General features: G+C 45.7%; 15 protein-coding genes and 1 pseudogene. 12 read left to right on the top strand and 4 right to left on the bottom strand.

Translation table 11 applies throughout. From position 1 onward, the window contains the following. Positions 1-6: 6 nt before the first annotated feature. On the bottom strand, positions 7-1,002 hold the full coding sequence (locus NSQ12_RS01780; protein ID WP_339175754.1) for an LLM class flavin-dependent oxidoreductase: 996 nt from the start codon (positions 1,000-1,002) through the stop codon (positions 7-9). Positions 1,003-1,285: 283 nt separating this feature from the next. On the opposite strand from NSQ12_RS01780, the gene NSQ12_RS01785 reads away from it, so the two are divergent. From NSQ12_RS01785 to niaP, 7 genes are all read left to right on the top strand, one after another. Beyond that, positions 1,286-1,885 carry a TerD family protein gene (locus NSQ12_RS01785; protein ID WP_003234725.1) on the top strand — a complete coding sequence of 200 codons (600 nt, stop codon included), beginning with the start codon at positions 1,286-1,288 and terminating at the stop codon, positions 1,883-1,885. Between the two features lie 21 nt (positions 1,886-1,906). Continuing rightward, positions 1,907-2,488 (top strand): TerD family protein, encoded by a 582-nt coding sequence (locus tag NSQ12_RS01790; protein ID WP_003234723.1) that lies wholly within the window; start codon positions 1,907-1,909, stop codon positions 2,486-2,488. Between the two features lie 34 nt (positions 2,489-2,522). After that, on the top strand, positions 2,523-3,101 hold the full coding sequence (locus NSQ12_RS01795) for a TerD family protein (protein ID WP_003241242.1): 579 nt from the start codon (positions 2,523-2,525) through the stop codon (positions 3,099-3,101). Between the two features lie 51 nt (positions 3,102-3,152). Continuing rightward, positions 3,153-3,926, top strand: coding sequence for a TerC family protein (locus tag NSQ12_RS01800; RefSeq protein ID WP_003234719.1), 774 nt, complete (start codon positions 3,153-3,155; stop codon positions 3,924-3,926). 83 nt (positions 3,927-4,009) lie between these two features. Further along, positions 4,010-5,623, top strand: a complete 1,614-nt coding sequence (locus tag NSQ12_RS01805) for a YceG family protein (protein ID WP_339175757.1) — start codon at positions 4,010-4,012, stop codon at positions 5,621-5,623. 15 nt (positions 5,624-5,638) lie between these two features. Continuing rightward, the gene (locus NSQ12_RS01810) at positions 5,639-6,730 is read left to right on the top strand and encodes a toxic anion resistance protein (protein WP_003234715.1); all 1,092 of its coding nucleotides are present in this window, start codon (positions 5,639-5,641) and stop codon (positions 6,728-6,730) included. 121 nt (positions 6,731-6,851) lie between these two features. Continuing rightward, positions 6,852-8,054 (top strand): niacin permease NiaP, encoded by a 1,203-nt coding sequence (niaP, locus tag NSQ12_RS01815; RefSeq protein ID WP_015252880.1) that lies wholly within the window; start codon positions 6,852-6,854, stop codon positions 8,052-8,054. Positions 8,055-8,340: 286 nt separating this feature from the next. Here the strand turns inward: niaP and NSQ12_RS01820 are convergent, their stop codons facing one another. Beyond that, positions 8,341-9,513 (bottom strand): MFS transporter, encoded by a 1,173-nt coding sequence (locus NSQ12_RS01820; RefSeq protein ID WP_327837500.1) that lies wholly within the window; start codon positions 9,511-9,513, stop codon positions 8,341-8,343. 68 nt (positions 9,514-9,581) lie between these two features. Continuing rightward, entirely contained in the window at positions 9,582-9,884 is a 303-nt protein-coding gene (locus NSQ12_RS01825) for a metalloregulator ArsR/SmtB family transcription factor (protein ID WP_010886398.1), read from the bottom strand. A 289-nt stretch (positions 9,885-10,173) separates the two neighbouring features. Between NSQ12_RS01825 and opuAA the strand changes: the two genes are divergently transcribed. From opuAA to opuAC, 3 genes are read left to right on the top strand one after another with little or no spacing between them, the layout of a single operon-like run. After that, positions 10,174-11,430, top strand: a complete 1,257-nt coding sequence (opuAA, locus tag NSQ12_RS01830) for a glycine/proline betaine ABC transporter ATP-binding protein OpuAA (RefSeq protein ID WP_024571578.1) — start codon at positions 10,174-10,176, stop codon at positions 11,428-11,430. A 1-nt stretch (position 11,431) separates the two neighbouring features. After that, positions 11,432-12,280 carry a glycine/proline betaine ABC transporter permease subunit OpuAB gene (gene opuAB / locus NSQ12_RS01835; RefSeq protein ID WP_003234703.1) on the top strand — a complete coding sequence of 283 codons (849 nt, stop codon included), beginning with the start codon at positions 11,432-11,434 and terminating at the stop codon, positions 12,278-12,280. Further along, positions 12,280-13,161, top strand: coding sequence for a glycine/proline betaine ABC transporter substrate-binding protein OpuAC (gene opuAC / locus NSQ12_RS01840; protein WP_003234700.1), 882 nt, complete (start codon positions 12,280-12,282; stop codon positions 13,159-13,161). The genes opuAB and opuAC overlap by 1 nt, the downstream gene beginning before the upstream one ends. 37 nt (positions 13,162-13,198) lie before the next feature. On the opposite strand, the gene NSQ12_RS01845 is transcribed toward opuAC, so the two are convergent. Next, positions 13,199-14,350, bottom strand: coding sequence for a M20 peptidase aminoacylase family protein (locus NSQ12_RS01845; protein ID WP_029317212.1), 1,152 nt, complete (start codon positions 14,348-14,350; stop codon positions 13,199-13,201). 149 nt (positions 14,351-14,499) lie between these two features. On the opposite strand from NSQ12_RS01845, the gene NSQ12_RS01850 reads away from it, so the two are divergent. Further along, positions 14,500-15,933: a YfcC family protein gene (locus NSQ12_RS01850; protein ID WP_029727054.1), complete on the top strand. Its 1,434-nt coding sequence runs from the start codon at positions 14,500-14,502 to the stop codon at positions 15,931-15,933. Positions 15,934-16,048: 115 nt separating this feature from the next. Further along, positions 16,049-16,650 (top strand): annotated as a pseudogene (locus NSQ12_RS01855) (DUF6773 family protein). Positions 16,651-16,699: the final 49 nt, after the last annotated feature.

The following is a 16,699-nucleotide window of genomic DNA, read 5'->3' on the forward strand; positions in this document are numbered from 1 at the left end:
CTTTTTTTATAGAAACAATCTGGCAAGGCGCTCATACGATTCTTTTTTCGCCTCAAAATCAAACACATTGCACAGAACCATGATTTCATTTGTTTCGTAGCGGCCTGTGAGGTCTAACAGCTGTTGTTTGACAGTGGTTGGAGAACCGATCACCATCCGCTTTCTGTTTTCTTCTATGAGTTTTTTATCGGACGCTGTGTAGGGATAGGCTTTTGCCTCCTCGATGCTTGGCACGCGGCTGTCCAAGCCTTTTCCGACGCGAAGAAGCCACAAATCCTGGCTTAATGCGAGTTCTTCTGCCTCTTCATCTGTTTTTGCGCAAATGACAAAAATCGTAAACAGTGCGGATGGATTCGAAAAATGGGCTGAGGGCCGAAAGCTTTCCCGGTAGATGCGGAATGCATTTTCTCCTCGCTCGGGATTAATGAAATGCCCAAATACATATCCAATCCCCTGGTGCGCCGCGCGTCTTGCGCTGTTTTCACCAAGACCGAGCACCCATAGCTCGGGTGCCGTACCAATAAGGGGCGCCGCTTTGATTCCGGCATACGGATGGTCGGGAGGAAGGGAATCTGTTAGAAAATAAGAGACATCCTGCAGCTGTCTGTTAAATTCGGTTAAGCTTTTTTTCACCCCGTCCGTTAATGCAAGCCTGGTTTTTGTCGTGCCGCCGGGGGAACGGCCGACGCCGAGGTCAATCCGGTTTGGATACAGGGCCTCAAGCTGGCGAAAGGTTTCAGCCACTTTAAATGGGCTGTATTGGGGCAGAAGCACGCCGCCTGATCCGACACGAATGGTGTTTGTCTGTGCTGCGATGCGGGCGATCATGATTTCAGGCGCTGTGCTTGCCAGTCCTTTCGTGCTGTGATGCTCGGCAAACCAATAACGCTTATAGCCCCACTCTTCGCTTAATTGGGCAAGCTCAACCGAATGCTGAAGAGTTGTCACAGGGCTCTCTCCTTTAGAAACAGGTGCCTGATCAAGTATGCTTAATTGAATCAAAAGGCCGCTTCCTTTCTGTCTGTTTTTAGATGGTGACACCAGAATAGGCAAAATGACTTGCCCGCGTCAAATGGTTTGTTTAAGAAGCGCACTTTATAGCATTTGCAAATCATATATCAAATATGGAAGTTTTTTTTCGAGGTTTTTCGTCAATTATTCTTAACTTTTACGAAACTTTGATATAATAACAAACGTATATATTAGTAATTTACGGCTTATTTTCCTTGTGAGCGTAAAAATAAATGTGACTATCTTCACATTTCGATGAGTAGGAGTGAATCGTGTGGCAATTTCTTTAGAAAAAGGTCAACGAATTGATTTAACAAAAGGAAAAGCCGGTCTGTCAAAATTGATGGTCGGTCTCGGCTGGGACCCAGTGTCCTCAGGCGGAGGGTTCTTCAGCAAACTGCTTGGCGGAGGCGGTCCGAATATCGACTGTGACGCTTCAGTGCTGATGTTGGAAAACGGAAAATTCACCGATAAGAAAAACCTGATTTATTTCGGCAACCTGAAAAGCCGCTGCGGCGGTGTACAGCATACAGGCGACAACCTGACGGGTGACGGTGCGGGCGATGACGAGCAAATTATGATAGATTTAGATAAAGTGCCTGGAAACATCGATAAGCTTGTATTTGTAGTGAACATTTACGATTGTGTCAGAAGAAAACAAGATTTCGGCATGATTCAAAATGCGTTTATCCGCGTAGTTGATCAATCTAATCACGAGGAAATGCTCAAGTACAATTTGAGAGACAATTACGCCGGCAGAACAAGCCTGATTACAGCAGAAATCTACCGCAGCGGCAGTGAGTGGAAGTTTGCGGCGATCGGTGAAGGCACGAACGATACGAGATTAGAAGATATTATCAGCCGATACGTATAAAAGAAAAGGAGTGGATGAAACATGACAATTTCATTGGCAAAAGGACAAAAAGTAGATTTAACAAAAACAAATCCGGGTCTTTCAAAGGTTGTTGTCGGTTTAGGCTGGGATACGAACAAGTATGACGGCGGGCACGACTTTGATCTTGACTCAAGTGTGTTTCTGTTAGACGCCGCAGGCAAATGCGCGTCACCAAACGACTTTATTTTCTACAACCAGCTTGAAGGCGGCAATGGTTCAGTCGTTCATTCAGGCGACAACCTGACTGGTGCTGGCGAAGGCGACGATGAGAATGTAAAAGTAAATCTCAGCGCTGTACCGGCAAACATTGATAAAATCTCATTTGTTATTACCATTCACGATGCAGAAGCGCGCAGCCAAAACTTTGGACAAGTATCAAACGCGTTTGTCCGCATCGTAAATGAAGAAACAAATGAAGAGCTCATCCGTTACGATCTTGCAGAAGATTTCTCTATTGAAACGGCAATCATTGCAGGGGAGCTTTACAGACATAACGGCGAGTGGAAATTCTCAGCAATCGGCTCAGGCTACCAAGGCGGCCTTGCCCGCATTGCAACAGACTACGGTTTGCAAGTCGGTTAAGACAAATACGAAGAGCAGAAAGGAGAGAGGCAGTATGGCCATTCAATTATCAAAAGGACAGCGCATTGATTTAACAAAAACAAATCCGGGACTGACTAAAGCGGTGATCGGCTTAGGCTGGGATACAAACAAGTACTCCGGCGGACACGATTTTGACCTGGATGCTTCGGCCTTTTTAGTTGATGCGCATGATAACTGCGTAAATGATCTCGATTTCGTCTTCTATAATAACCTTGAACATCCGAGCGGCGGTGTCATCCATACGGGTGACAACCGCACGGGTGAGGGCGACGGAGATGATGAGCAGATTATCGTTGATTTCTCAAAAATCCCTGCTCACATTGAGAAAATCGGCATCACAGTGACCATTCACGACGCTGAAGCACGCAGCCAAAACTTTGGACAAGTTTCCAATGCATTTGTCCGCGTTGTGGATGAAGAAACGCAGAATGAGCTTCTTCGCTTCGATTTGGGAGAAGACTTCTCCATTGAAACAGCTGTTGTCGTTTGTGAGCTTTACAGACACGGCGGCGAGTGGAAATTCAATGCAATCGGCAGCGGATTTTCCGGCGGGCTGGCTGCATTGTGCCGGAATTACGGTTTGCAAGTGTAAGCGAGTGACAAATAGAGAAGTCACCGTTTCAAATTAATAGGAGGAAAAAACTTGGACTTTTTACATCATATTTTGTCTACGTATGCTTCATTTTTCGATTGGAAAATGTGGGGGGAAGTTCTGACTGATCCTGTTTCCTGGGGTTTGATCGGTTCCCTTGTTGTTCTGGAAGGCCTTTTATCGGCCGATAACGCGCTTGTTCTTGCGGTCATGGTTAAACACCTGCCGGAAAAACAGCGGAAAAAAGCGTTAACGTATGGTTTGTTTGGAGCTTATATTTTCAGGTTTATTTTCATCGGGCTCGGTATGCTTCTCATTAAATTCTGGTGGATCAAGGTGCTTGGCGCGCTTTACCTGGCTTGGCTCGTCATTAAGCACTTCTGGATTGGCGAAAAAGAAGAGGAAGCGGACGGCATCAAGAAAAACTCTTGGATGGTCCGCACGTTTGGGATCTTCTGGGCGACTGTCATTTCAGTAGAATTAATGGATCTTGCCTTCTCTGTGGACAGCATCCTGGCCGCGTTTGCAGTATCTGAAAAAGTATGGGTGCTTCTGATTGGCGGTATGCTTGGTATTTTAATGATGCGTACAGTGGCAAAAGTATTCCTTGTGCTGATTGATAAAATTCCTGAGCTGGAAAACACAGCATTCGTCTTAATCGGCATTATCGCGCTGAAAATGGCGGGGAGCGCTTTCCATTACGAAATGCCGCACTCTGTATTCTTCATTATCATTATCGCTGCATTTGCGGTAACATTGATCATTCACTACATCAATAAACAAAAGCAGGTGCGCGAACAAACAGCCGCTTCAAAAGAAGAATAAAACAAAACAAGGAGGGAGGTTCAATGTCCTTCCTTTTTTGTTACCGAAATATCGTTCAATGACAAACCGGAAAGGAGGATATGATGAGACAAGAAGAACTAACCATTCATAAAGCACTTCCGGCTGATGGCGATTGGAAAAGCCTGCTGTTTCAGCCATTGCCGGAGCGGGATCACTATGAAACTGCACAAGGCCTTTCTTTTTCTCGTCTTGCCGGTCAGATATTGGGCACGCCTATTGATGAGACGGATTACTATAACGAGCTGTATGAGCTGTCTGTAAACGACCGCATAACGATTTTGAGTGAAACGCTTGATAAAACAATCGAACCGGAAACATTTCAAAAGCTTCAGCATATTCATTCCATCAATCAGAAAGAAAAAGGGCTGTCAGTCAGCCGCTTTGTTGCCTTTCTGGACGGGGAAAAGCTGATTGCGAAGCACTCAAATCCCCTGATGCACCGCCATTTAAGAAAAGCGCTGATGACGCTTTTACATACCTTTGCGGACAGTCATGAAAAGGGGCTGAATCATCCTGATTTTCGCAGAGTGCTGCTTGATGTCTCGAAGTTTTCCTTAAACCATCTGAACCCTTGGCTGGAAAAAACCGATATAGAGCGGGAGATGCCGAAGGTTGTTTGGTATGGAGATGCGACGAAAAGCCAGCTCTATTTCTTATATTATCTGATGCTGGTCGGCTGTGATGTACTGCTGTTCCATCCGGCGGGAACGGATCAGCTGGCGCTTGTCGACCCGAAGCAGGAGCTCGGTTTTACGGAAAAGCTCCCGGATGTTTCGGAGCTTCAGCCGTTTCCGAAAGAAAAACCAGACCGGAAATCAACAGTGGCTTACCGCTCAACAAAGGAAATTGAACATGTGCTGAATCACGAGGAATCCATGCTGTATAAGCCGTGGCAGTTCAGAGATCACACACCGGTGTCCGTTACGCTGAAAACAACCTATGATGAATTGTTTTTAATCACGAAAGAACGCGCCTTTATTCGGCCGAATTTCAAAGCTGATAAACATTCCATTGAGATTCCGAATGTATTCGCCAAAATTATGGGCGTGTCGAAAGACAATAAGGAATATTGGAACAGGCTTCATACTCTAGCGGATTATCAGGAAACAGAAATGGTCAGAAGCTTTCCATTTACAGAAGAAATAAAGTCGAACTATCAATTTCACTACAGCCACGCACTTGATCAAGAAGGGAACATTGATCCGGACAAGCTGATGGCAAGCAATGTGTGGCAGTACAAACAGCTGCCGGCGGGCGTTCAGACTGCCATTGCCAAAACGATTTCGAGAATGTGCAGGCACCCGCGGCTTAAGGCTTTGCATCAGGAACAAGTCAAGGATGTTCAAATCTATTTGTTTAAACAAACAACAAACCTGCCTGCTAATCTGCTGAAATTGATTCAAATGTTCGACTATGCGCAAACCGTTCCGAAACTCGTTTTATATCATACGGAAATGAGCGGCGGACTCACGCGTTCGGATGCTGCCGCCCTGCTGTTCCTGAATGAAATCGGAATCGATATCATCATTTATAATCCGCCCGGACACCAAGATATTGAGCAGTTTATTGAAGAGGATCAGTATGATATCCACTGGCTGGATGACATGGTGTTTCAGCAGGACTACAAAGAGCCTTCGATTGTGAAAAGGCTCTTCAGAACCATTACCCAAAAATAAGGAGAGAAGAAAAGCATGACAACAGAAAATCAAAATCCGCTTGTTCTCGATAAAAATGAAGAGATTTCCCAGCAAAAAGCTGACGATATCCGCCTTCAGCTCCGTCAGGAACCAGAAGTGAAGCGGCTTGCTCAACAAATTGACGTCAAAAACCAAATGGAGCTGCTTGAGTACGGCAAGGAGCCGGCCGTTGAAATATCCAAGTTCTCTGACCGCATCTTGGGGATGATGAAAACAACAAGCGTGACAGACTCCGGCACAATGCTGACTCAGCTTGGGAAAATCATGGACCGCTTCGACAAAAATGATTTTGATGAGCCAAAGGGATTAATGGCGAAAATTTTCAAACGCGGCGGCAGCATGATTGAAAAAATCTTTAAAAAGTATCAGACGCTTGGCGGAGAGATTGAAAAAATCCACGTTGAGATTTCAAAATACAAAGATGAGATGACGAAGACGAACTACACGCTCGATGAAATGTATGAAAACAATATCAAATACTATATGGAGCTTGAAAAATACGTCGTTGCCGGGCAGATGAAACTGGAAGAGATGCAGTCGATCCTTCCTTCATATGAGGAAAAAGCGGCAAGCGGGAACCAGCTGGCGCAAATGCAGCTCGATACGTTGCGCAACGGCATTCAGGCGCTTGAGGAACGGGTGTATGATCTTGACATGGCACGGATGGTGGCGCTTCAAACCGCACCTCAAATCCGTCTCCTGCAGCGAGGAAATGCAAAGCTGATCGGGAAAATCAACTCCGCGTTTATCATTACCATTCCGATTTTCAAAAACGGCATTATTCAGGCTGTTACGGTAAAGCGGCAAAAGCTTGTGGCTGATTCCATGAGCGAGCTTGACCGCCGGACAAACGAGATGCTGAAACGAAATGCTGAAAACATCTCGAGCCAAAGTGTTGAAATTGCCAGAATGGCCGGCAGACCGAGCATAGATATTGAAACGATCGAATCGTCTTGGAACACGATTGTCAGCGGCATGCAGGAAACAAAACAAATCGAAGAAGAAAACAAGCGCCTCCGCGAAGACGGCGCGAGACGAATTGCACAGCTTCAGGATAATATTAAAAAAGCAGCATTGCAGCAATAAGAAAAACCCCGCTTGTGGAACATAAGCGGGGTTTCTCAATTACATCATTTAGTTAATGACAATGTGTAAAGACAGGTGTAAACTTAAACGGTAATCATTTTGCATATCAGAGGTGTTGGCAATGGGAAAACAACAGCCTATATCCCAGCGTAAACTGCTGGGCGTCGCCGGTTTGGGGTGGCTGTTTGATGCAATGGATGTCGGAATATTATCGTTTATTATCGCCGCGCTCCATGTAGAGTGGAATCTGTCGCCCGAGGAAATGAAATGGATCGGAAGCGTCAATTCCATCGGCATGGCTGCGGGTGCGTTTTTGTTTGGTTTGCTTGCTGATCGAATCGGCCGCAAAAAAGTGTTTATCATCACCCTTTTATGCTTTTCCATCGGAAGCGGCATTTCCGCTTTTGTGACGAGCTTATCGGCATTTCTAATCCTTCGTTTCGTGATTGGTATGGGACTTGGCGGAGAGCTTCCAGTCGCTTCAACACTCGTTTCGGAAGCGGTTGTGCCTGAAAAGCGAGGCAGAGTGATTGTGCTTTTGGAAAGCTTTTGGGCCGTGGGCTGGCTCGCAGCGGCCTTGATTTCTTACTTTGTGATACCAAGCTTTGGCTGGCAGGCTGCCCTGCTGTTAACTGCGCTGACTGCTTTTTATGCGCTGTACCTGCGGACGAGTTTGCCTGATTCGCCGAAATATGAATCGCTTTCTGCCAAAAAGAGGTCGGTGTGGGAGAATGTAAAAAGCGTCTGGGCAAGACAGTATATACGGCCGACCGTGATGCTGTCGATCGTTTGGTTCTGTGTGGTGTTTTCTTATTACGGCATGTTCCTATGGCTCCCGAGTGTTATGCTGCTGAAAGGCTTCAGCATGATTCAAAGCTTTGAATATGTCCTGCTGATGACGCTTGCTCAGCTACCTGGCTATTTCTCTGCCGCATGGCTGATTGAAAAAGCGGGCCGGAAGTGGATACTCGTCATTTACTTGATTGGCACAGCAGGAAGCGCCTATTTCTTCGGAACGGCGGATTCCTTAAGTCTTCTCCTTACGGCTGGAATGCTGTTATCGTTTTTCAATCTCGGTGCGTGGGGCGTGCTGTATGCTTATACCCCGGAGCAATACCCGACTGCGATTCGAGCAACAGGTTCAGGAACGACAGCAGCGTTTGGAAGAATCGGCGGCATCTTCGGGCCTTTGCTCGTCGGAACTCTGGCAGCCCGTCATATTTCGTTTTCGGTCATCTTTTCAATCTTTTGCATTGCAATCTTACTCGCGGTTGCTTGTATTTTGATTATGGGAAAAGAAACGAAACAAACTGAGCTAGAATAGGAAAAGCACCTCTTAAAAGAGGTGCTTTCAGCGTGTCGACAAACCCTCGCATTCGTTGTCAGGACTGCGCTTCGGTGCTCAATGCGAAGTGGATCAACGGCTAAATTCTCAGGCGTCCTGCCTAAACGCCGTCGTCATCACATCCTGTGAATGTCCGCTCCTATGCTCGTCCTTCCTAGACTTCAAGGGTTTTCAATCACGCTGAAAAGATGACAAAATCCTAAAATGAAAACCATTTTAGGATTTTGTCAACAATCTGAGGCACCTCTTGAATGAGGTGCTTTTTTTACAATTGCGCCCGGGCTGCGGATTGGCGTTTCCCGGTTTTACTAATTGTCTGGTAGAGCGTCATAGAAAGTATGAACAGAATGGCAGTAAATCCTGTGACAGCTCCGAAATGCTGTGTGCTTTGATATAAAAAACCTGCAATACTTGTACCGACAGTGGTCCCGGCATACATAGCGGCATTGGAAAGGGAAGCGATGGTTCCTCGCGCATTTGGTGCAATGGATTGAAAGACACCCATCATTAACGGAAAGATGATGCCAGCTGTAAAGAACGTGAGAAAAAAGCCGGCTTCTACTAAAAACAAGTTTGGAAAGAACGGAAGAGCGAAATAGAGAGCGCCCATTAGCAGCATCCCGCTGATCAGTGTTTTAAACATGCCCAGCTTTTCTGAAACCCGGCTGCCGATAAGGCTCCCGAGCATATTTCCCAGTCCGAGTACAAGCATAGCTGCGCCAATTTGTGACACGGTTAAATGATAATCCGTGGAAAGCCAAGTACCCAGAAAGCTGAACGATGCGAAGTTTCCGGTTTGAAACAGAAAATAGGCAAGCAGAATAACCGATGTTTTCGGCAATGAAAAAAGCTCCCGATAGGGGTTGACAATTGATGGGCGCGCCAATGGTTCAGAAGGCCGGATGCCAGGCATGACCGCCGCCAGGATCAATAGAAGAATAAGCGAGCACGCTGACAAAACGAAAAATGGCGTATGCCATGTAAAGGAAGCGAGAAACCCTCCAATAGGAAGTCCGAGCATTTGTGAAGCGGCCAAACCTGCTGTCGCAATCCCCATGCCTTTTATGATCTGAGAAGGCTGGACAATGACTGGGATGGACGCCCAAATTTGAGGCGTCACAAACGCAGCGCTAACGCCTGCGGCAAAACGGAACAGGCACATGGCGGCAAAAGAGGGAGCGATGCCGCATAAAAATGTGGATACGATAAAGCCTGCAAGTCCCCACAGCATGACTGTTTTCCTGTTCAGCCGGTCTGAGATTGGGCCTGCAATGAAAGCGAAGAGCGCATAACCGAGTGCATAAGCACTGACCATCCAGCCTGACAAATCAGTAGAGACATGAAACTGATCCTGTAAAAGGGGGAGAAGCGGCGAAAGCAAAAAGGTATCCGTGCCAATGACAAACATGACACTGAAGAAAAGCCAAATGCGATTCAAATTTTATCACTCCTATTGTTTTATAACTTTGAAACTATGAAACAGATATGTATAGAGAAAACCCTTTGTTAGAGGGTTTCCAAAAAGCCAGGCAGGTATGTTTGAAATGTGTCTTCACGCAAACTGACGTATTTTGTCCGCGAATCTTTCCGGGTTGCCGTCAATCCCGCTTCACGCAACGTTTTAAAATGATAAGATGCCGTGGTTTTGACAATATTGCACTTTTCACCTACTTCACCGCAGCTGAGTTCTTTTCCGCTGACATAAAGCGTACGAATAATGGCAAGCCTTGATTCATCAGACAGTGCTTTAAAAATTTGCGCTCTGATTTGATCATCTGATTGTTTCATAGTCATGAAACTATAATACATAATGGGTGTTGAAAAAGCAACTTATTTTTCCAGTAAAGGAGCAGGAAGTCATAAGAGGAAGGAGGAATTCAATTCCAATAAAAGCGTTTTCAACTAAAGATAGGCGAAAAATCACCCGTAAAATACAATCATATAGGAGGATTACAGAGCATTTAGAAGCATAAATAAGATCATGTGGTCACATGGATGTTTATAAAGAAATGGTACAGAATAAAAGAGAATATGCTGTTTGTGTGGGAAGTTACATAAATGTTACGGTAATAAAGATTGCTTAATATGGAGGGAAAATATGAGTGTAGATGAGAAACCAATTAAGATAAAAGTCGAGAAAGTCTCTAAGATTTTTGGGAAACAAACAAAGAAGGCAGTTCAAATGCTTGCCAACGGAAAGACAAAAAAAGAGATCCTGAAAGCAACCGGATCAACCGTTGGTGTTAATCAGGCAGATTTTGAAGTATATGATGGTGAGATATTTGTCATCATGGGTCTATCAGGGAGCGGTAAATCAACTTTAGTACGGATGTTAAACCGGCTTATTGAACCGACTGCCGGAAATATTTACATTGATGGTGACATGATAACAAATATGTCTAAAGACCAGCTCCGGGAAGTCCGCCGGAAGAAAATCAGCATGGTCTTCCAAAAGTTCGCTCTGTTCCCGCACAGAACGATACTTGAAAACACAGAATACGGACTGGAACTTCAAGGTGTAGACAAACAAGAGCGGCAGCAAAAAGCGCTTGAGTCTCTTAAGCTCGTCGGGCTCGAAGGATTTGAACACCAATATCCAGACCAGCTTTCCGGCGGGATGCAGCAGCGTGTCGGCCTTGCCCGCGCGTTGACAAATGATCCGGACATCCTTCTGATGGACGAAGCGTTCAGTGCGCTTGATCCACTGATTCGTAAAGATATGCAGGATGAGCTTCTTGATCTTCACGATAATGTCGGAAAAACAATTATCTTTATTACGCATGACTTGGACGAAGCGTTGCGGATCGGCGACAGAATTGTCCTAATGAAGGACGGCAATATCGTTCAAATCGGCACGCCTGAAGAAATCCTGATGAATCCATCTAACGAATATGTTGAGAAATTCGTCGAAGATGTTGATTTGTCTAAAGTCCTCACAGCAGGCCACATTATGAAACGCGCTGAAACAGTGCGGATTGATAAAGGGCCTCGCGTAGCATTGACACTGATGAAAAACCTTGGAATATCTTCAATTTATGCAGTGGATAAACAAAAGAAATTATTAGGTGTTATCTATGCGTCTGATGCGAAAAAAGCGGCTGAGTCTGATTTGTCACTTCAAGACATCTTGAATACAGAATTTACGACTGTACCAGAGAATACGTATCTGACTGAGATTTTTGACGTTGTGTCCGATGCGAATATTCCAATTGCGGTTGTGGATGAGAAGCAAAGAATGAAAGGAATTGTCGTAAGAGGCGCGCTGATTGGCGCACTTGCCGGCAATAACGAGTATATCAACGCTGAAGGCACTGGCGAACAAACACAAGATCCTTCTGTACAGGAGGTGAAGTAAGATGGATAGACTGCCTAGAATACCTTTAGCAGATATCATTGACCGTTTTGTTGACTGGATTACGATGACGTTTGGCGGATTCTTCGACGGAATTGCAAACGGATTGGCCGCTTTTGTAAATGGAATTGTCACCGGTCTTGGATTTATTCCATCTATTTTGTTAACGATTATTTTCGCCGCACTTGCGTGGTGGATCAGTACAAGGGGAATTGCGTTATTTACGTTGATTGGATTCCTCCTGATCGATTATTTAGGATATTGGGACCCAATGCTGCAAACATTGGCGCTTGTTTTGACATCTGTGATTATTTCGATTGTGGTCGGGGTTCCGATTGGAATTTGGGCGTCTCAGAAAGAAACGGTTCGCCGTATTGTAACGCCAATTCTTGATTTAATGCAGACAATGCCTGCTTTCGTATATCTATTGCCGGCGATTTTCTTCTTTAACATCGGTGTTGTGCCGGGTGTTGTTGCATCTGTTATCTTCGCGATGCCGCCGACAATCCGCATGACTGTTCTCGGTATTAAACAAGTGCCGGCGGATCTGATTGAAGCGACTGAGGCATTCGGTTCTACAACAGCTCAGCGTTTGTTTAAAGTTCAGCTTCCGCTTGCGACAAAAACGATTTTGGCCGGAATTAACCAGAGCATCATGCTTGCGTTATCAATGGTTGTTATCGCCGCAATGGTCGGTGCACCGGGACTTGGTTCTGAAGTATATAGTGCCGTTACACAGCTGAAAACCGGGGTCGGAGTAGAGGCCGGTATCGCCATCGTTATCGTTGCCATTACCTTGGACCGTATTACTCAAAATATTAAAGTGAAGAAGAAAAGCAGGGGGAATGCCTGATGCTTAAAAAAATCATCGGCATCGGCGTTTCCGCCATGCTGGCGCTCTCACTTGCGGCTTGCGGTTCAGAAAACGATGAAAATGCATCCGCAGCAGAACAGGTGAATAAGACCATCATCGGGATTGACCCCGGTTCAGGGATTATGTCCCTGACTGACAAAGCGATGAAGGATTATGACCTGAATGACTGGACATTGATTTCAGCGTCAAGTGCTGCGATGACCGCTACGCTTAAAAAGTCATACGACCGTAAGAAACCGATTATCATTACAGGATGGACACCGCACTGGATGTTCTCCAGATATAAGCTGAAATATCTCGATGATCCGAAACAATCTTATGGCAGCGCAGAGGAAATCCATACGATCACACGCAAAGGCTTCAGCAAAGAACAGCCGAATGCCGCAAAGCTTCTGAGCCAGTTTAAATGGACGCAGGACGAAATGGGCGAAATCATGATCAAGGTGGAAGAAGGCGAGAAACCTGCCAAAGTTGCTGCTGAGTACGTGAATAAACACAAGGATCAGATTGCCGAATGGACAAAAGGCGTTCAAAAGGTGAAGGGAGACAAAATCAACCTTGCCTATGTGGCGTGGGACAGTGAGATTGCAAGTACAAACGTCATAGGCAAAGTCTTAGAAGACTTGGGCTATGAGGTAACACTTACTCAGGTAGAGGCTGGGCCAATGTGGACTGCAATTGCAACGGGAAGTGCGGATGCATCCCTTTCCGCATGGCTGCCGAATACCCATAAAGCATACGCCGCTAAATATAAAGGCAAATATGATGATATTGGCACCAGTATGACGGGTGTGAAGATGGGGCTTGTTGTTCCTCAATATATGAAAAATGTCAACTCAATTGAAGATTTGAATAAATAATGAAGAAAGCAGCCTGTAGCCAGGCTGCTTTTTTGCGTTAAGAAGCGTTAGCGGCAGCAAGTGATTCCGCCTTCTGAAATGTTTTGAGCACGGCATTCGCTAAAATGTGAATGCCGTTGAACATCGCATTTCTGTCAAAGGTCATGTGCGGATGATGGAGCCCCGGCTGGAGCCCGCAGCCTAGGCCAAGCATCGTTGTTTTCAGATTCGGCACCTTCACGGCGTAAAAATGGAAATCCTCTCCGCCGGTAGTGACAAGCGGGTCATCAAGCCGCTCAGCCCCGATGATATCTGTAATGGCTTCTGCCATGATCGCTTCAGCTTCTTTGTTTTGTGTTGCCGCAGGAAGGCTGTGTTCTTTTTGCAGCTCGATTTTTGCGCCGAATGCAGCGGCGGCCGCTTCACAGGCTCTTTCTGTTTCGGCGATTAACGCCTCCATGGCTTCATTGGTCTGTGCGCGCAAATCAAGGCTGAACGATGCTTTTCCTGGAATGATGTTAGAGCTTTCACCGCCGGCTTGAAGTTTTGTCATTTTGACGGTATGCGGGATTTGCGGGTCAATATGAATGAGTCCGAGCTTATGTACAAGAAATGCCGCAATTTCAATGCTGTTTTTCCCGAGGTGCGGACGGGCGCCATGAGCTTCTTCCCCGATGATCGTTCCCTCAATGTGCTGGCTTGATCCGTGCAGAATAGACGGAGCGCAGCGGCCGTTCTGTGTTTCCTGGATCGGACGGACGTGAACGCCATACAAATAGTCGATATCATCAAGCACGCCTTCTTCTATCATTTTCAAGGCGCCGCCGCCTTTTTCTTCTGCCGGCTGAAAGATAAAACGGATTGTGCCCTTCGGAAGCTCAGGTTGTTTTTTTAGCAGCATTAATGTGCCCAATGCCATTGTCATATGTGAATCGTGTCCGCAGGAATGGTTGGCGCGAAATGTGCCGTTAACCTCCTGCCACAGCGCGTCAATATCAGCGCGTACCGCTACAACAGGTGAGCCTGAGCCGATTTCGCCGACAACCCCGGTGCAGTCTGAAAACGTGCGCGTCCGGCACCCTAAATCCTCAAGCTTTTGTTTCAAAAATGAAGTTGTCTCATATTCCTTCCAGCTGACTTCAGGGTTCGCGTGCAGATGCTCGAAGATGTCCATAATGGTTTGTTTCATGTCTTCTGAAAGCTTTTGCATGGTAAGAAATACCTCCTTCTATCAGAATGAATTTTTACCTTCTTTACTTTATTTATATTGAAACAGGAAGATAGGCTGTATATAATATAGCACATATTGCTACTATTCAGAATAATTAATATTTTCAAACAGAGGGGATGGATCGAAATATGAGTATGCCAGCAGCCGAAACACAGCCTAAGAAAAAACGAATGACATTTAAAATGCCTGACGCCTATGTCCTCTTATTTATGATTGCTTTCATTTGCGCAATCGCTTCATATATTGTGCCGGCAGGTGAATTTGACCGCGTGACAAAGGGGGATGTCACGACCGCTGTTCCGGGAAGCTATCATTCAATTGAACAGTCTCCGGTCAGCTTGATCAGCTTTTTTACTTCTCTACAGGATGGAATGGTTGGATCAGCACCCATCATCTTTCTGATTCTATTCACAGGCGGCACCATTGCTATTCTAGAAAAAACGGGTGCCATCAATGGCCTGATTTACAATGTCATCAGCAAATTCCGCACAAAGCAATTATTATTTATTTGTATTGTCGGCGCATTGTTCTCCATTCTCGGAACAACCGGGATTGTCGTGAATTCAGTTATCGGTTTTATCCCCATCGGCCTCATTGTGGCACGATCCTTAAAATGGGACGCAGTCGCGGGAGCCGCTGTTATATACATCGGCTGCTACGCTGGATTTAACTCCACCATATTATCACCGTCACCGCTCGGTTTATCACAATCAATCGCGGAGCTCCCTCTTTTCTCAGGAATCGGCCTGCGAGTTGTGATATACATATGCTTTTTGCTGTCTTCTATTATTTATATCTATTTGTATACGAGAAAATTAAAAAAATCAAAAGATGCCAGTGTGTTAGGAACAGATTGGTTCCCTGCGGCAGGAATGGCCGAAGCCGGTAAAGAAGAAGATCAGTCAGTGCCGTTTACCGTTCGCCATAAGCTGATTTTGGCTGTGGCGGGACTCTCACTTGTCGGATTTTTATACGGCGCTTTGAAGCTTGGCTGGTCAGATTCCCAAATGGCTGCGACATTTATTTTTATTTCTGTCCTTGCCGGTTTAATAGGCGGGCTTGCGGCGAACGATATTGCCAAAACCTTCATTACGGGCTGCCAAAGTCTTGTATACGGGGCGCTGATTGTCGGGATGGCACGAAGCATTTCCGTTATCCTTGAAAATGGAAAGCTTCTCGATACTGTCGTCAATGCTTTGGCTTCACTTTTGGATGGATTCAGCCCGATTGCCGGGGCAATCGGCATGTATATCGCCAGTGCGCTGCTTCATTTTCTCATCTCTTCAGGTTCTGGCGAAGCCGTTGTATTTATTCCAATACTGGCGCCGCTCGCTGATTTGATGGGAATCACGAGACAGGTTGCGGTGGAGGCAGTTATGCTTGGAGAAGGGGTCGTCAACTGTGTGAACCCGACATCCGGCGTTCTCATGGCGGTGCTTGCCGCCAGCGGTATTCCGTATGTCAAGTGGCTGCGGTTTATGGTGCCGCTTGCTCTGATTTGGTTCTTGATCGGGCTTGTCTTTATCGTGATCGGCGTCATGATCAATTGGGGGCCGTTTTAACGATTGCTGCCCGCCGGCTTGTACGGCGGGCTTTTGAGTTATTCATTGCAGAAGCGCAGGCTGTTATTGTAACATGTAAGCCATAAGCCATTCGTAAAAGTGCGGGAGGAAGGTCATGAATAATCTGCGTAATAGACTTTCAGGCGTGAATGGGAAAAATAAGAGAGTAAAAGAAAAAGAACAAAAAATCTGGTCGGAGATTGGGATGATAGCGGGAGCATTTGCGCTGCTTGATGTGATCATCCGCGGCATTATGTTTGAATTTCCGTTTAAAGAATGGGCTGCAAGCCTTGTGTTTTTGTTCATCATTATCTTATATTACTGCATCAGGGCTGCGGCATCCGGAATGCTCATGCCGAGAATAGACACCAAAGAAGAACTGCAAAAACGGGTGAAGCAGCAGCGAATAGAATCAATTGCGGTCGCCTTTGCGGTAGTGGTGCTTACGATGTACGACAGGGGGATTCCCCATACATTCTTCGCTTGGCTGAAAATGATTCTTCTTTTTATCGTCTGCGGCGGCGTTCTGTTTCTGCTTCGGTATGTGATTGTGAAGCTGGCTTACAGAAGAGCGGTAAAAGAAGAAATAAAAAAGAAATCATCTTGAAAAATAGATGGTTTCTTTTTTTGTTTGGAAAGCGAGGGAAGCGTTCACAGTTTCGGGCAGCTTTTTTTATAGGAACATTGATTTGTATTCACTCTGCCAAGTTGTTTTGATAGAGTGATTGTGATAATTTAAAATGTAAGCGTTAACAAAATTCTCCAG

Source organism: Bacillus sp. PS95, assembly GCF_037963565.1.
Lineage (GTDB): Bacteria > Bacillota > Bacilli > Bacillales > Bacillaceae > Bacillus > Bacillus subtilis.

What these genes read in the sequence shown, in the direction of transcription:
- NSQ12_RS01790 (WP_003234723.1), top strand. Translation starts at nt 1,907, where the DNA reads ATGACAATTTCATTGGCAAAAGGACAAAAAGTAGATTTAACAAAAACA.
- NSQ12_RS01795 (WP_003241242.1), top strand. Translation starts at nt 2,523, where the DNA reads ATGGCCATTCAATTATCAAAAGGACAGCGCATTGATTTAACAAAAACA.
- NSQ12_RS01805 (WP_339175757.1), top strand. Translation starts at nt 4,010, where the DNA reads ATGAGACAAGAAGAACTAACCATTCATAAAGCACTTCCGGCTGATGGC.
- NSQ12_RS01810 (WP_003234715.1), top strand. Translation starts at nt 5,639, where the DNA reads ATGACAACAGAAAATCAAAATCCGCTTGTTCTCGATAAAAATGAAGAG.
- niaP (WP_015252880.1), top strand. Translation starts at nt 6,852, where the DNA reads ATGGGAAAACAACAGCCTATATCCCAGCGTAAACTGCTGGGCGTCGCC.
- NSQ12_RS01825 (WP_010886398.1), bottom strand. Translation starts at nt 9,884, where the DNA reads ATGTATTATAGTTTCATGACTATGAAACAATCAGATGATCAAATCAGA.
- opuAA (WP_024571578.1), top strand. Translation starts at nt 10,174, where the DNA reads ATGAGTGTAGATGAGAAACCAATTAAGATAAAAGTCGAGAAAGTCTCT.
- opuAB (WP_003234703.1), top strand. Translation starts at nt 11,432, where the DNA reads ATGGATAGACTGCCTAGAATACCTTTAGCAGATATCATTGACCGTTTT.
- opuAC (WP_003234700.1), top strand. Translation starts at nt 12,280, where the DNA reads ATGCTTAAAAAAATCATCGGCATCGGCGTTTCCGCCATGCTGGCGCTC.
- NSQ12_RS01845 (WP_029317212.1), bottom strand. Translation starts at nt 14,350, where the DNA reads ATGCAAAAGCTTTCAGAAGACATGAAACAAACCATTATGGACATCTTC.
- NSQ12_RS01850 (WP_029727054.1), top strand. Translation starts at nt 14,500, where the DNA reads ATGAGTATGCCAGCAGCCGAAACACAGCCTAAGAAAAAACGAATGACA.